We start from the raw sequence: 15,261 nt of genomic DNA, 5'->3' as shown, positions 1-15,261 counted from the left end.
CGCGCGGGTTTGGCTACAAACCGACCGGGCGGTATGCTCAGGGTGGACGAGGAAGGGCGGTCGACGATGACCCAGGGGCTGACCACGAGCGCGCTACCGGGGCTCGACACCGCCGCGCTCACCGCGTGGCTCGCCGAGGCCCACCCGGAGCTGGCGGACCGGCCGCTGAGCGCCACCGTGATCACCGGCGGCCGCAGCAACCTGACCTACGCCGTCGCGGGGGCGCGCATCCCGCTGATCCTGCGACGTCCGCCTTTGGGGCATGTGCTCTCCAGCGCCCACGACATGCGCCGCGAACACCGCGTGATCGCCGCCCTCGGACCCACCGCCGTGCCGGTACCGGTCGCGGTCGACATCGTCGACGACACCGGCGGGGCCATCACCGGCACCCCGTTCTTCCTCATGGAACGCGCCCCGGGCCGGGTGCTCTCGCGCCGCACGCAGAACGCCGACTACCTGCCCGCCGGGCTGCGCGCGCTCAGCTTCGACCTCATCACGACCCTCGCCGACCTGCACGCCGTCGACCCGGCATCCGTCGGCCTGGCCGACTTCGGACGCCCGGCAGGGTACCTCGCCCGGCAGCTGTCGACCTGGCGGCGTCAGCTGGACGCTTCGCGCTCGCGGGCCACGCCCCTGCTCGACCGGCTGCAGGACCGGCTCGGTGACGGGATGCCGGAGACCCGCCGCAGCGGGATCGTGCACGGCGACTACCGCGTCGACAACGCGCTGGTCGACGGGCCCGAGCCGCACCTGACCGCGATCCTCGACTGGGAGATGGCCACGCTCGGCGACCCCCTCGTCGACCTCGGGATGTTCGCGCTGTACTGGGAGATCGGGCAGGTGGCGGCCGACTTCGCCGGCGTCGTGCCCAGCCCCGTCGACCCGGCCGCCGGGTACCCGGACTTCGACGAGCTCGCCGACGCCTATGCCGGGCACGCCGGCGTCGCGCTGCCCGACCTGTCCTGGTACCGCGCGTTCGCCGCGTACAAGCTTGCGGTGATCCTCGAGGGCATCCACTTCCGCTATCAGGCCGGCGACACCGTCGGCGACGGGTTCGACACGATGGGCGCGCTCGTCGAGCCGCTCGCACGGCAGGGACTGGAGGCGCGCTGATGGACTTCGCGATCGACGAGACCACGCGGGAGCTGGCCGAGCGGGCCCGGGCGTTCGTGCACGACGAGGTGGTGCCGGTCGAGCCGGTGCTGCAGCGCGAGCTGGATGCGACGCCCGACCAGTGGCACTTCCGTCCGGTGGTCGACCGGCTCCGGGCGAAGGCCCGCGAGGCCGGACTGTGGAACCTGTTCCTGCCCGGCGACGCCGGTGCGGGGCTCACGAACCTGCAGTACGCGCCGATCGCGGAGATCACCGGCTTCAGTCCGCGCCTGGCGCCCGTGGCGATGAACTGCGCCGCGCCGGACACCGGCAACATGGAGGTGCTGAACGACTTCGGCACACCGGAGCAGAAGGACCGGTGGCTGCAGCCGCTGCTGCGGGCCGAGATCCGGTCGGCGTTCTGCATGACCGAGCCCGAGGTCGCCTCGTCGGATGCCACGAACATCGCCACCCGGATCCGCCGCGACGGCGACGAGTATGTCATCACGGGGCACAAGTGGTGGTCGACCGGGGCGATGAACCCCGACGCGAAGATCTTCATCGTGATGGGGAAGACCGACCCCGACGCCCCGCGCCACCGGCAGCAGTCGATGATCCTCGTGCCGCGCGACGCCCCCGGAGTGCAGGTCGTCCGCCCGCTCACCGTCTTCGGATACGACGACCGCGACCACGGCGGCCACGCCGAGGTGGTCTTCGACGACGTGCGGGTGCCCGCCTCCCACCTCATCGCCGGCGAGGGCGACGGTTTCGCCATCGCGCAGGCGCGGCTGGGACCGGGCCGCATCCACCACTGCATGCGGGCGCTCGGTATGGGGGAGCGCGCCCTGGCGCTCATGATCGAGCGGGCGGGGGAGCGCGTCGCGTTCGGGCGCACCCTGGCCGAACAGGGCGTGGTCCGCGAGTGGGTGGCTGAGTCGCGCATCGAGCTGGAGGCGCTGCGGCTGCTCGTCCTGAAGACCGCATGGCTCATGGACACGGTCGGCAACCGGCGCGCCATGACCGAGATCCAGGCGATCAAGATCGCCGTGCCCCGCGCGGTGCAGCGCATCCTCGACCGCGCCATCCAGACCTTCGGCGGCGCCGGGGTCTCCCAGGACACCCCGCTGGCCGAGCTCTACGCCGGCGTGCGCACGCTGCGCCTTGCCGACGGCCCCGACGAAGTGCACCTGAACAGCCTCGGCCGCGCCCAGCTGCGCCGCACCTGACCGTCGCCGCAGCCGATCCGTGGCCGGCCGTGCGAGGGCCGCGAGGTACCCCTCTGGCATCCCGCCGACAGGGAGAGCAGACTGTGCCCTGACCGCTGAGAAGGACCGAGCCGATGACCGCAGCGAACACCGACCGCGCGACCGCGCCGATCGTCGTCACACGAGAGGTCGCGGTCGACCCCGTGCACGCGTTCGAGGTGTTCACCGAGCGCTTCGGCGAATGGTGGGATCCGCGGCTGACCCCCGATCCCGACACCTACGAGGGCGCTGACATCGAAGAGGTCGAAGGCGGCGAGGTCGCGCTGCGCCACGACGGTGAGGACATCCCGATCGGCACCGTGCGCGAGTGGGAGACGGGGGAGCGGTTCGTGATGTCGTTCCATCTCGCGCTGCCGCATTCGCACCCGACCCGCGTGGCGGTGGACTTCGCGCGGTCGGATGCCGGCACCCTCGTCACCCTGACCCACGGCGGGTGGAATGCGGGCAACGCGCGCAGTCGAGCCAAGTTCAGCGAGTGGCCGCACCTGCTCGGCCGGTTCGCCGAACTCGCCGAATCCGGCGAGTAGGGCACTGCACACACGGCACCACCCGGGCGCCTTCGGCGTGCAGCGCGCGCACGTAGGCCGCGCCGAGGCCGCGTGCGCCGCCGGTGATCAGCGCGGTCTTGCCGGCCACCTGGCCGCCGCTGCCGTCACCCGAGGCGCCGGTCACGCCCCGACCTCGATCACGACCCGCCCGACGGTGGTGCCGCGGGCGAGCTTCTCGATCGCGTCGGGGGCCTTCTCGAACGGCACGACCTCATCGACCACGGGCCGGATCGCGCCCGATGCGGCCAGGTCCGTGAGGGCCTCGTGCGCCTCGATCACGAGGTCGGGACGCCGCTCCGAATACAGTCCCCAGTACAGGCCCAGCACCGCGAAGTTCTTCACGAGGGCGATGTTCGTCTTCAGCTGGGGGATCTCGCCGCTGGCGAACCCGATCACTACGATGCGCCCCTCGAAGGCGATGCACCGCGTCGACGCGTCGAACGCCGTGCCGCCGACGGGATCGAACACCACGTCAGCGCCGTGGCCGCCGGTGATCTGCTTGACGCGCGCCGGCAGGTCGTCGACGCCGCGGATCAGCACCTCCTCCGCGCCGGCCTCGCGCGCGACGGCGGCCTTGGCCTCGGATCCCACGACGGCGATCACCCGTGCCCCCGCGGCGACACCCAGCTGCACGGTGGCCGCGCCCACTCCGCCGGCGGCCGCGTGCACGAGCAGCCATTCGCCGGCCTGCAGCCGGGCGCGGCGGTGCAGCGCGAAGTACGCCGTCTGATAGGCGACCATGAGGCCGGCGGCCTCCGCGTCGCTGAGCGCGGCAGGGGTGGGGTGCACGTCGCGCGCCGGGACGGCGGCAAGCTCGCTGAGCACCCCGATCATCCCGCCCACGACCCGCTGGCCGATCTCGAACCCGGTGACACCGTCGCCGAGTGCGACGACGGTGCCGGCGAACTCGACGCCGGGGGTGAAGGGCAGCTCGGGCTTGACCTGATACTGCCCGCGGCACAGCAGCACATCGGGGAAGTTCGCGGCCACGGCCGCCACGCGCACCAGCACCTCGCCGGGCCCGGCCACCGGATCGTCCGTCTCGACGAGGGAGAGGACCTCGCGGGGCTCTCCGTGGGCGGTGACGTGCCATGCGCGCATGCGGTGCTCCTCAGGTTGTGCGGATGCCGGTGAGGTAGAGATCGGTGAGCTGGGCGGCGACCTGGGATGCCGACTCGGGCCCGCTGGGCGAGTACCACTGCGACAGATAGTGCACGTCGCTGAAGAAGTGCGCGATCAGCAGCGGCACCGGGACATCGGTGCGGAACACTCCCTCCCGCTGGCCCCGTTCGAGCAGCGCCGCGAAGGTGTCGTGGTACTCGCGGCGGCGCCGGGTGACCTCCTGCTGGCGCGGCGCGGACAGCATGTGTGCGCTGCGGAAGTACACGGTGCCTTCGGCGAGATAGGCGATCGACGTCTCGATGACGTCGATGCAGGCGGTGCGCAGCACCGCCTCGATGCTGTCACCACCGGCGGCCACGATCTCATCGAGCCGGCGCTTCTGCAGCGACAGCAGCCGGTCGTAGATGCCGAACAGCAGGTCATCCTTCGACTGGAAGTAGTGGTACATCGCGCCCTTGGTGACGCCGGCTGCCTCGACGATCTGCTGCACGCTCGTATTGGCGTAGCCCTGGCTGGCGAACAGCTCCACGGCTGCGCGGGTGACCTCATCGGCGACACTGGTCTGCTTCATGCGTCCATCTTCGCGCGTGGGGGACCGCCGGACCGTCAGCCGATCGGCCGGATCGACGCGCCGCCGTCGATGAGGATCGTCTGGCCGGTGATCCACGCGGCATCCGGTGACAGCAGGAACGCCACGGGCCCGGCCACGTCAGCCGGTTCGCCCAGCCGCCGCAGCGGGTAGGCCGCGGCGACCTCCTGCTCGTGCCCCTCGTACAGGGCACGGGCGAAGCGGGTCTTGACGACCGCCGGGGCGACGGCGTTGACACGGATGCCGGGGGCCAGTTCGTCGGCGAGCTGCATCGTGAGGTTGATCAGCGCGGCCTTGGAGACCCCGTAGAACGAGATGTTCGGCGCGGCGGCGACGCCGGAGATCGACGCGATGTTGACGATGGCGCCGGCGAGCCCGGCGCGCACCGCGTCGCGGGACCATTCCAGGCCGGCGATGACGTTGACGTCGAGGATCTTCCGGGCCGCGGCGGGGTCGAGGTCGAGCGCGGGCCCGTAGGCGGGGTTGATGCCGGCGTTGTTGACGAGATGGTGGAGCCGGCCGTGGTGCTGCTCGATGTGCGCGAACACGGCGGCGCGGTGGTCCGCATCGTCGGCGTGGCCCGCGACGGCGGAGGCGGCCGGCCCGAGGGTGGCGACCGCCTCGTCGAGCGCTTCCTGCTTGCGGCCGGTGATGATGACCTGGCCGCCCTCGGCGATCAAGCGCTGCGCGATCGCGAATCCGATCCCGCGGCTGGCGCCCGTGACGAGGGTCACCGTGTCATCGAAACGCCCCAGGGCCATGATGCCTCCTTGCACATACCGGCTGGTCGGTACGAAGTCTAGCACGAGCGACGCGGCGCGCGTCTGGCGGTCGAAGCGCCCGCGGCGCCGACGTGGTGCCGGGCGAACCCGGTCGTCAGCTCGGGTCGAGGCGCAGCACCGTGGGCGGCTCGCCCACCGCGACGTCGTCGACCACGCGCAGCGTGCGCGCAAGCTCGTCGACGGCGCCGATCACGGTGCCGAAGCGCTCGCGGTCGCCGCACACCGCGGTGAGGGTCACCAGGTGGGTGCCGGTGTCCCACGTGTAGGTCGCGAACGGCGGCGTGCGCGGCTCGGACGGCAGCGGCATGGCGAGTTTCTCACCCACGCCCAGGTAGGGGTTGCGGAACGACTCGGTGTCGTCGTATTCCATCGGCATCATCGCGCGCGCGGTCCGCAGCTGGGGTGTGAGCTGCTGGATCTGCGCCATCGTCACCAGCAGCGCAGGGTCGTCCTTCCAGACCCACACCAGCACGCGGCCGTCGGCCTTGCGCATGAGCAGGGGCGCGGCCTGGCTCATCGCCCAGGCGGCGAACCCGCCCCCTGGACGCGGAGCGGCGCCGGTGGCCGCACCGGCCTGGCCCATGAGCATGCGGATCGCCGCCTTGCGGTGCCGGCGGCCACGGAAACCGAGCGAACCGGTCACCGGAACCCAGCGGTCGGCGGGGGCGTCGGCCTGCAGTCGGGGCATGCCGTCCAGATTAGGTGCTGGATGCTGGGAGCGGACCGGGCGAGCCCGGCGACCGTGTCGCCCGGGTCGCGGCGCCGGTGGCCGGTAGACTCGACAGCCGGTACGCCGCGATCCGCGGCACCGCTGACGCAGAGATTGGCAGCCACAGATCCCGTGACTTCCCCCGCGACTCCCGACCCCGCGCACGGTCCCTCGACCGGGTCCGCGCCGAAGCGTCCGCTGACCATCGTCATGGCGGCCGACACGTTCGCGCCCGACGTGAACGGTGCCGCGCGCTTCGCCGAGCGGCTGTCGGCTGGTCTGGCCGCGCGCGGCCACGATGTCCATGTCGTCACGCCGAGCGTCACGCACTCGCAGCACGGCACCTTCACCGAGATCATCGAGGGGCAACCGCTCACCGTGCATCGGCTGCCCGGCTGGCGCTGGTACCCGCACGACTGGCTGCGGTTCGTGCTGCCGTGGATGAGCAAGCACTACGCCCGCCGCGTGCTGCGCGAGGTGAAGCCGGACGTCGTGCACAGCCAGTCGCACATCGTCATCGGCCGCGGGCTCACCCGCATCGCCCGCAAGCGCGGCATTCCGGTGATCGCGACCAACCACGTGATGGCCGAGAACATCATCGACTTCACCACCCTGCCGCCGCTGCTGGACAAGGTGGTCATCAAGCTCGCGTGGGACGACGCCAAGCGCACCTTCGGCATGTCGCGCGCGGTGACCACACCCACCCGTCGGGCCGCCGAGTTCCTCGAGCGGACCATCGACATCGACGGCGTCATCCCGATCAGCTGCGGCATCGACAAGCGCAACTACACGCCCGACCTGACGCCGCGCGAGCACAAACGTGTGCTGTTCGTCGGTCGGCTCACGACCGAGAAACACATCGAAGTCACCCTCGAGGCCATCGCCAAGCTCGTGCCTGAACTCGATCTGCACTTCGACATCATCGGCGGTGGTGACCAGCGCCGCAGCCTGGAGCTGGCCGCGCATCGCCTCGGTCTCGAGGAGCGTGTCACCTTCCACGGCCGCACGTCCGAGGAGGACCTGCGCGCCGCCTACACCCGTGCGGACGTGTTCGCCATCGCATCGGTCGCCGAGCTGCAGTCGATCGCCACGATGGAGGCCATGGCCTCGGGTCTGCCCGTCGTCGCGGCGAACGCCGTGGCGCTTCCGCACCTGGTCCACGACGGGGAGAACGGGTACCTGTTCGAGCCGGGTGACGCCGACGACCTCGCCGACAAGCTGCGCCGCGTGCTCACCGCGACCCCCGAGGAGTACCTGCGCATGCAGCAGGCGTCGCTCGCCGGCGTCGAGATCCACGACATCGAACGCACCCTCGACACGTTCGAGAAGCTGTATCGCGGCGAGGCCGTACCGAGCTGACGATGCGGCTGTTCTTCGACGCGCGCTACATCCGCACCGACTTCCACGACGGCATCAGCCGGTACTCGGCCGAACTGGCCGCGGCGGTGGCGGAGCCGGCATCCACGCGTGACGTCGAGGTGACGTTCCTCATCTGGGACGACGCACAGGTGCCGCTGCTGCCGGCCGGCGCGCAGACGCTGAAGATCCACGGGCCGACGTCGTGGCGCGAGCCGTTCACCGCGCTGGTGCTCAACCGGCACCGGCCCGACGTGGTGTTCTCACCCATGCAGACCATCGGCGCGCTGGGGCGCCGGTACCGGCTGATCCTGACGCTGCACGACACGATCTACTACCGGCACCGCACCCCACCGCGCGACCTGCCGGCGCTCGTGCGGCTGGGCTGGCGGCTGTTCCACTTGTCGTACGTGCCGCAGCGGATCACCCTCAACGCCGCCGACCTGGTCGCCACCGTGAGCGAGACCTCCGCGGCCGAGTTCGCCCGCGTGCGTCTCACCAAGCGGCCGGTCATCGTCGTGCCCAACGCACCCCAGCGCCTGGCCGCGCAGCTGCCCGACGGGGTGACGGTCGCCGGTGACGGGCCGGTGCGCAACCTCGTCTACATGGGCTCGTTCATGCCGTACAAGAACGTGGAGACGCTGGTGCGGGCGATGCTGCTGCTGCCCGGACGCACGCTGCACCTGCTCTCGCGCATCTCGCCGCAGCGCCGTGCCGAGCTGGCCGCCCTCGCCCCGGACGCCGACCTGGTGTTCCACGACGGGGTCACCGACGCCGAATACGCGGCGGCGCTGGCCGACAATGCCGTGCTGGTGTCCACCAGCCGCGACGAAGGGTACGGGCTGCCGCTGGCGGAGGCCCTGGGGCTCGGGGTGCCCGCGGTCGTCACCGACATGCCGATCTTCCGCGAGGTCGCCGGCGACGGCGCGCTCTATGTCGACCCCGACGACCCGTTCGCCGTGGCCGCCCAGGTGCGCTCGCTCGACGATGCGACGGTGCGTGCGCGGGTCGTGGATGCCGGACAGGCCCACATCGCGCGGTTCACGTGGCCGCGGTCGGCGGACCTCCTGCTCGACGCGGTCGCCTCGCTCGTGCGCTGACGTGTGGCGCTCGCGCGCTGGCGCGTGGCGCTCGGGGGGCGGCGCGGGCTCAGGGCAGGCGGCGCGGATCGGTGGGCACCGCGCGGTAGTCGTCGGTGATCCACGCGCGCACAGTGGCGGCGATGGCGGTCACGGCGACGGCCGCAAGAAGGATGAGAAGGAACATGGCAGGAACGCTACGCCCAGCTCCATCCCGCCACTAGTGGCAGGACTGCACATGTGAGTATGATTTCTGCCATGCGTACCGTCGCCTGCGTCGTCCTTCCCGGCTTCTCTCCGTTCGAGTTCGGGCTCGCCTGCGAGGCGTTCGGGCTGGACCGGTCCGACGACCGCATCCCCAACTTCGACTTCCGCGTCGTCACCCCCGACCCCGGCGTCGTGCCGTCGAAGATGGGCTTCTCCCTCAACGTCGACCTCGACCTGTCCTTCGCCTACGAGGCCGACCTCGTGGTGATCACGCCGATCCCGCGCGAGCACTGGGAACGCGTGGACCCCCGCGTCATCGACGCCGTGCGTGGGGCCGTGACCCGCGGCGCCTGGCTGCTCAGCGTGTGCAGCGGATCGTTCGTGCTGGGTGCGGCGGGGGTCCTCGACGGGCGCAAGGCGACGACCCACTGGAAGTATGCGGAGGCCATGGCCCGGATGTTCCCGGCCGTCGAGATCGACCCCACCGTGCTCTACGTGCAGGACGGCCGCATCATCACCAGCGCCGGCACCGCCGCCGGCCTCGACGCCTGCCTGCACCTGCTGCGCCTCGAACTGGGCGCCGAGATGGCCAACACCATCGCGCGGCGCATGGTCGTCCCGCCGCAGCGCGACGGGGGACAGGCGCAGTTCATCGCGACGCCCCTGCCGGTCTCGCCCTCGCATTCGCTGGCACCGGTCACAGACTGGATGCTCGCCAACCTCCGGCTGGACCTCACCGTCGACCAGCTCGCCGCGCGCGCCCATATGTCGCCGCGCACGTTCGCGCGCCGCTTCAAGGCCGACCTGGGCACGACGCCGGCGGCGTGGCTCGGGCGACAGCGCCTCATCCAGGCGCAGCGGCTGCTCGAACAGACCGATCTGGGGCTGGATGCCATCGCCTACGAGTGCGGATTCGGTTCGGCCGCCGTGCTGCGTCAGAACTTCAGCCGCACCCTGGGCACGACGCCGACCGCTTACCGCGCGCGCTTCGCCTGCCCCACGGCCATGGCCTCCTGACGCGCGCCTCACCGCCCGCCCCTGCCTCCACACACCGCCCCGCGAGCCGCCTACGTTCGTACGAACCGCCCAGCTCTGTGCCGTCCAGAAGTGGGCGGCTCGTACAGAGCTGGGCGGTTCGTGCGAGGGCGGGCTCGCGAGAGCGCGAGAGCGCCGGGGCAGCAGGTCAGCCGAAGGTGAGCTCGTAGAACCGGAACACGCTGAAGCCTTCGATAGGCAGGTTCGCGATGTCGTCGAATCCTGCCGCCTGCGCATACTCCCGCAGGATGCCGGGCCGCATCACCGTGCCGGTCGCGGCGCTGGGCTGATCGCTCATGCCGTCGGGCAGGCAGACGAACAGGCTGTACGCGTACATGAGCGGATCGAGGTCCGCGCCGGGGGCGCCGAAGCTCTCGCCGACGGCTTCGTCCATGATCACGACGACGCCGTCGTCGCCCACGGCCTGGCGCATCGCATGCAGCACATCGACCGGGTGGGACATGTCGTGCACGCATTCGAAGGCGAACACGGCGTCGAAGGGCGCGTAGCGGGCGAGCGCGTCACCGTCGGCGAGGTGGAAGTGCACCCGGTCGTCGACCCCGGCCGCCCGCGCGTTGGCACGGGCGAGCGCCACCGAGGGGGCGTCGACATCGAACCCGTCGACCCGCAGGTGCGGATACCCCAAGGCGAGCGAGATCGCCGACCAGCCCCCGCCGACGCCGACATCGGCCACGCGTGCGTCGGGTCGGTTCAGCACCGCGTGGATGTGCTCGACCTGCCCGAACACCTGGGGCAGGCGGGCGTACCAGGGCCGGTTGGCCGCGGCCTGGGCCTCGCGCGCGTCCCGGCCGAACTGCTGCCAGCTCACGCCGCCTCCGGTGCGATACGCCTCGACGAGCGCGGGCAGTTGCGCGCCGACGGCGCCGGCCATCCGCGCGAGCGGGCCGGTGTAGGCGAGGCTGTGCTCGTTGACGAGCGCCTCGGCGGCGCCGACTGGCAGGGCGAAGCGGCGCCGGGCGGCGTCGGGGGTGTCGTCGGCGATGAGGATGCCGGTCACCGCCTGCTGCTCCAGCCACTCGCGCGCATAGCGCGGCGAGGTGGCGGTGCGCTCAGCGAGTTCGGCCGCATTGGCCGGGCCCTGCTCGGCGAGGCTGCGGTACCAGCCGAGCCGATCACCGAGGTACATCGCATTCAACTCCGCCCAGCCCAGCAGTGCCTGAGCGATGCGATCGGCGAACGCCGCCCCGTCCGGGCTCGGCTCACGGCCGGTGAGGACCGGGGTGTCGATGGTGGTGGTCATGTGTCGTTCTCCGTTTCCGACCGCGCAGTCGTCGCGCGGCGTGGAACGACGGTATGTCGGACACATCCGCCGCCGCGTCGGGCGCATCATGCAGATCGGCGGGTCGGATGCATCAGATGGTGCAGACCCGGCATCCACCCTCACCGCGGCGGCGAAGCGCCTCGGGCGAGCCACCAGGCGGCGGCCGCGGTGCGGCTGGTCACGCCGAGCTTCCCGTAGATGTTGGCCAAATGCCGGCCCACCGTCTTCTCGCTGATGAACAGCTGCGCGGCCACCTCGCGGTTCGCCGCGCCGGATGCCACGCATGCCAGCACCTCGGCTTCCCGGCCCGTGAGCGGCCCGACGTCTGCGGTCTCTCCCTCGCCCGCCGGGCCGGGGGTGCGCACGCCCAGCCGGTCGAGGATCGCCGCCGCCTCGTCGCGGGCGCGCTCGGCCAATACTCGATCACCACTGCGCTCGTGGGCGTCGGCCAGCTGCTGCAACGTCTGCGCACGCTCGTACGGCTGGCGGTCGCGGCCGAAGATCTCGGCGGCCCGCTGCAGGTCGGCACGCGCGTCGGCGAGGCGGCCCTCGTCGAGGGCGCACAACCCTTCGGCCTACGCGGCCCACGCGGCGAATCCCGTGCTGCCGTATGCGCTCGCCGCCGCGCCCAGTTCGCGGCACAACGCGCGCGCCGCGGTCGTGCGACCGGTCGTGAGGCCGATCTGGACGCCGGCGCGCAGCAGCCGGACGCGCGCGAGCAGATCGCGGTGCCCCAGCGACGCCGTGAGTGCCGCCCAGGCCGCCTCGCCGTTCTGCTCGGCCAACAGCAGCAGCGCCTCACCCGGCTGGGGATCGATACCGAGCTCACGGGCGGCGCCGTAGGACTCGCGGGCGCCCGCGTGATCGCCGCGCCGCCGGCGCAGCTCGCCCAGTTGATAGAAGCCCTCGCCCGCGACCCAGTCGTTGCGCTCCCGCAGCGCGGCACTCTCGGCGGCGAGCTGCGCTTCGACGCCCGCCCAGTCGCCGTGGACGCCGCGCAGTTCCAGCCGGTGCACGCGGCAGATGCCCGGATACACCGCCTCGCTCGCGAACCGGGCACACCACTGCTCGGTGGCCCGGGTCCAATCCGCCATCCGCGGAAAGTCCGCCAGCTCGTGGCAGACGTGGATCACGGTGCAGTAGATGTCCCCACCCCATTCGGGCCGTACCTGTCCGCCGATCACCGTCAGCATGGCCTCGTCGAGTCGCGCGAACCCGCGGGCAACATCGCCGTGGCGCAGATCGGCCACGCCCGACACGGTGAGGTCGAACGCCTCGACGGCCGGGTCGCGCAGGCGGGTGGCCAGGTCGTGCAGCCGGGCGATGCTGTCGGCCGCCGCTGTGCCGTGGATCATCACCTCGGTCATGCCGTCGAGGTACGCGAGGTAGCCGTGGCTGGGGCTGTCGGGCAGGGGGTCGAGCCGGCGGCGGGCCCGACTCATCCAGCCGGACATGATGGTCAGCTCGCCGCGCGCGAACCACAGCAGCGCCAGCAGCAGGGCGGTGTCCGCGCCCGCGCCGGGCTCCGGCTCGGCGCTCTGACGCCGGAACACCTCTTCGAACAGCTCGATGCTGTCGGGCACGCGGGACAGGAACCAGGCCGACCGGGCCAGCAGCGTGAGGTCGTCGACCTCCAGATCGTCGCGGACGGGGCCCAGCAGCTCGAAGGCCGCACCGAAGTCCGCCGCCGCGAACGCCCGACGGCCCGACTCGACCACCGTCCCCACGTCGGGCATGCGCACAGGGTACCGCCGCGCGGCGGCGACGGCGAGGGTGCGAGCCGCCTACGTCCGTACGAGCCGCCCAGCTCTGTGCCGTCCAGAAGTGGGCGGCTCGTACAGAGCTGGGCGGCTCGCGTGAGTGATAAGGGCGGCTCGCGTAAGCGCGCGGGTGCAGCAGGCGGGAGGAATTGCCCTGGCATCCACCCGCTGATAAAGTTGAGTCACGACGGCTCAACTTTGGCCGACAGACTTCCAGGAGAGCACATGAACGCACAACCCACGCCGGGGCAGGAGGAGCAGTCCAGCGCCCTCGAGCAGTTCGGCATCAACCTCACCGACCGCGCGCGGCAGGGCGGGCTCGACCCGGTCATCGGTCGCGACAGTGAGATCCGCCGCGTCAGCCAGGTGCTGACCCGTCGCACGAAGAACAACCCGGTGCTGATCGGCGAGCCCGGCGTCGGCAAGACCGCCGTCGTCGAGGGCCTCGCGCAGCGCATCGTGGCCGGCGACGTCGCCGAGTCGCTCAAGAACAAGGAGCTCATCGCCCTCGACATCTCCGCGCTCGTGGCCGGTGCCATGTACCGCGGCCAGTTCGAGGAGCGGCTCAAGAGCGTGCTCAAGGAGATCACCGAGTCCGAAGGCCGCATCATCACCTTCATCGACGAGCTGCACACCCTCATGGGGGCCGGCGGCGGCGAAGGGTCGGTCGCGGCGTCCAACATGCTCAAGCCCATGCTGGCCCGCGGCGAGTTGCGCCTCATCGGCGCCACCACGCTCGACGAGTACCGCGAGTTCATCGAGAAGGATGCCGCGCTGGAGCGCCGCTTCCAGCAGGTGTACGTCGGCGAGCCCAGCGTCGAAGACACCATCGCGATTCTGCGCGGGCTGAAGGGTCGCTACGAAGCGCACCACGGGGTGACTATCAGCGACAGCGCCCTGGTGGCCGCCGCGTCGTTGTCGAACCGGTACATCCCGTCGCGGCAGCTGCCGGACAAGGCGATCGACCTGATCGACGAGGCCATGAGCCGGTTAAAGATGGAGATCGACTCGAGCCCGGTCGAGATCGACCAGCTCCGCCGGCAGGTCGACCGCATGCGCCTGGAAGAGCTCGCGCTCAAGAAGGAGAAGGACGACGCGTCGAAGGAGCGCCTCGCGGCCCTGCGCGAGCAGATGGATGCCGCCAACGCAGAGCTGCAGGTCCTCGAAGCGCGGTGGGAGCGGGAGCGCGCCGGCCTCAACCGGGTCGGTGAGCTGAAGAAGCAGCTCGACCAGGCCTACACCGAACGTGACCGGGCCCTCCGCGAGGCCGACTACGCGCGGGCGTCGAAGCTCGAGTACGAGACCATCAAGCGGCTCGAGCAGGAGGTCGCCGCCGCCGAGCGCGCCGAGGCCGACCCGGCCGAAGACCGCATGGTCAACGAGCAGGTCACCGAGGAGGACATCGCCGCCGTCATCTCCGCGTGGACCGGCATCCCCCTCGGGCGTCTGCTGCAGGGCGAGTCCGAGAAGCTCGTGCACCTCGAGGCCGAGCTCGGCAAGCGGCTCATCGGTCAGAAGGAGGCGGTGAAGGCCGTGTCCGACGCCGTGCGCCGCTCGCGCGCGGGCATCAGCGACCCCCACCGGCCCACCGGTTCATTCCTGTTCCTCGGCCCGACCGGCGTCGGCAAGACCGAGCTGGCCAAGGCGCTGGCCGAATTCCTCTTCGACGACGAGCGCGCCATGGTGCGCATCGACATGAGCGAGTACGGCGAGAAGCACTCGGTCGCGCGGCTCGTGGGCGCACCTCCCGGCTACATCGGGTTCGAGCAGGGCGGACAGCTCACCGAGGCCGTGCGGCGCCGGCCCTACTCGGTCGTGCTGCTCGACGAGGTCGAGAAGGCTCACCCGGAGGTGTTCGACATCCTCCTGCAGGTGCTGGATGACGGACGTCTCACCGACGGGCAGGGTCGCACCGTCGACTTCACCCACACGATCCTCGTGCTCACCAGCAACCTGGGCTCGCCCATCCTCATCGACCCCATGCTGTCGAACGAGGCCCGCCGCGAGCAGGTCATGGCGCTCGTGCGCCAGGCGTTCCGCCCGGAGTTCCTCAACCGGCTCGACGACATCGTGATGTTCCAGGCGCTGAGCGAGAGCGATCTCGCGCAGATCGTCGAACTGTCGGTCGATGCGCTGCAGCGCCGGCTGCACGAGCGGCGCCTCACTCTGGCCGTCACCCCCGACGCCCGGGCGTGGCTGGCCGAGCGCGGCTACGACCCGCTGTTCGGGGCGCGGCCGCTGCGCCGGCTCATCCAGACCGAGATCCAGGACCGGCTGGCGATGGCGCTGCTGTCGGGCGGTGTGCGCGACGGCGACGTGGTGCGGGTCGATGTCGCCGCCGACGGCTCCCAACTGGTGCTCACGAGCGTCAGTGCTCCGCCGCCGGCGGAGGACGACGAGGTCATCGAGGCCGAGCTGCTCGACGAGTAGCCGAG

Annotated in this window: 15 protein-coding genes; 7 read left to right on the top strand and 8 right to left on the bottom strand. The window is 71.4% G+C overall.

From position 1 onward, the window contains the following. The first annotated feature begins 33 nt into the window (after nt 1–33). The 3 genes from ACQ143_RS06640 (at nt 34) to ACQ143_RS06630 (ending at nt 2,884) form a co-directional block, all read left to right on the top strand. Nucleotides 34–1,113 (top strand): phosphotransferase family protein, encoded by a 1,080-nt coding sequence (locus ACQ143_RS06640; protein WP_449569917.1) that lies wholly within the window; start codon nt 34–36, stop codon nt 1,111–1,113. Beyond that, a complete protein-coding gene (locus ACQ143_RS06635; protein ID WP_449569916.1) occupies nt 1,113–2,318 on the top strand; it encodes an acyl-CoA dehydrogenase family protein in 1,206 nt (401 codons plus the stop codon). The genes ACQ143_RS06640 and ACQ143_RS06635 overlap by 1 nt, the downstream gene beginning before the upstream one ends. A 113-nt stretch (nt 2,319–2,431) precedes the next feature. Next, the gene (locus ACQ143_RS06630) at nt 2,432–2,884 is read left to right on the top strand and encodes an SRPBCC domain-containing protein (protein ID WP_449569915.1); all 453 of its coding nucleotides are present in this window, start codon (nt 2,432–2,434) and stop codon (nt 2,882–2,884) included. Here the strand turns inward: ACQ143_RS06630 and ACQ143_RS06625 are convergent. The 5 genes from ACQ143_RS06625 to ACQ143_RS06605 all read right to left on the bottom strand — a co-directional run bounded on the left by ACQ143_RS06625 (nt 2,826) and on the right by ACQ143_RS06605 (nt 6,086). After that, nucleotides 2,826–2,993, bottom strand: a complete 168-nt coding sequence (locus ACQ143_RS06625) for an SDR family NAD(P)-dependent oxidoreductase (RefSeq protein WP_449570142.1) — start codon at nt 2,991–2,993, stop codon at nt 2,826–2,828. The two genes, ACQ143_RS06630 and ACQ143_RS06625, sit on opposite strands and share 59 nt — an antisense overlap. Before the next feature lie 32 nt (nt 2,994–3,025). Further along, nucleotides 3,026–4,006 carry an NADPH:quinone oxidoreductase family protein gene (locus ACQ143_RS06620; protein WP_449569914.1) on the bottom strand — a complete coding sequence of 327 codons (981 nt, stop codon included), beginning with the start codon at nt 4,004–4,006 and terminating at the stop codon, nt 3,026–3,028. Nucleotides 4,007–4,016: 10 nt separating this feature from the next. Further along, the gene (locus ACQ143_RS06615) at nt 4,017–4,598 is read right to left on the bottom strand and encodes a TetR/AcrR family transcriptional regulator (RefSeq protein ID WP_449569913.1); all 582 of its coding nucleotides are present in this window, start codon (nt 4,596–4,598) and stop codon (nt 4,017–4,019) included. A gap of 35 nt (nt 4,599–4,633) precedes the next feature. Then, on the bottom strand, nt 4,634–5,377 hold the full coding sequence (locus ACQ143_RS06610; RefSeq protein WP_449569912.1) for an SDR family oxidoreductase: 744 nt from the start codon (nt 5,375–5,377) through the stop codon (nt 4,634–4,636). 115 nt (nt 5,378–5,492) lie between these two features. Beyond that, entirely contained in the window at nt 5,493–6,086 is a 594-nt protein-coding gene (locus tag ACQ143_RS06605) for a hypothetical protein (RefSeq protein WP_449569911.1), read from the bottom strand. A 153-nt stretch (nt 6,087–6,239) separates the two neighbouring features. On the opposite strand from ACQ143_RS06605, the gene ACQ143_RS06600 reads away from it, so the two are divergent. From ACQ143_RS06600 to ACQ143_RS06590, 3 genes are all read left to right on the top strand, one after another. Beyond that, nucleotides 6,240–7,466, top strand: a complete 1,227-nt coding sequence (locus ACQ143_RS06600) for a glycosyltransferase (protein ID WP_449569910.1) — start codon at nt 6,240–6,242, stop codon at nt 7,464–7,466. A gap of 2 nt (nt 7,467–7,468) precedes the next feature. Next, nucleotides 7,469–8,563: a glycosyltransferase family 4 protein gene (locus ACQ143_RS06595; RefSeq protein WP_449569909.1), complete on the top strand. Its 1,095-nt coding sequence runs from the start codon at nt 7,469–7,471 to the stop codon at nt 8,561–8,563. A 237-nt stretch (nt 8,564–8,800) separates the two neighbouring features. Then, entirely contained in the window at nt 8,801–9,766 is a 966-nt protein-coding gene (locus tag ACQ143_RS06590) for a GlxA family transcriptional regulator (protein ID WP_449569908.1), read from the top strand. A gap of 166 nt (nt 9,767–9,932) precedes the next feature. Here ACQ143_RS06590 and ACQ143_RS06585 read toward each other — a convergent pair whose 3' ends face one another. From ACQ143_RS06585 to ACQ143_RS06575, 3 genes are all read right to left on the bottom strand, one after another. Beyond that, complete coding sequence (locus ACQ143_RS06585) at nt 9,933–11,045, bottom strand: class I SAM-dependent methyltransferase (RefSeq protein WP_449569907.1); 1,113 nt, start codon at nt 11,043–11,045, stop codon at nt 9,933–9,935. Nucleotides 11,046–11,185: 140 nt separating this feature from the next. Continuing rightward, nucleotides 11,186–11,632, bottom strand: a complete 447-nt coding sequence (locus tag ACQ143_RS06580; RefSeq protein WP_449569906.1) for a helix-turn-helix domain-containing protein — start codon at nt 11,630–11,632, stop codon at nt 11,186–11,188. Nucleotides 11,633–11,641: 9 nt separating this feature from the next. Further along, complete coding sequence (locus ACQ143_RS06575) at nt 11,642–12,802, bottom strand: LuxR family transcriptional regulator (RefSeq protein ID WP_449569905.1); 1,161 nt, start codon at nt 12,800–12,802, stop codon at nt 11,642–11,644. A gap of 249 nt (nt 12,803–13,051) precedes the next feature. On the opposite strand from ACQ143_RS06575, the gene ACQ143_RS06570 reads away from it, so the two are divergent. Then, a complete protein-coding gene (locus ACQ143_RS06570) occupies nt 13,052–15,256 on the top strand; it encodes an ATP-dependent Clp protease ATP-binding subunit (RefSeq protein ID WP_449569904.1) in 2,205 nt (734 codons plus the stop codon). Nucleotides 15,257–15,261 lie beyond the last annotated feature (5 nt).

Source organism: Microbacterium pollutisoli (genome assembly GCF_053586795.1).
Note: the sequence above shows the minus strand (reverse complement) of the source record. Positions and strands in the feature narration are given on the sequence as shown.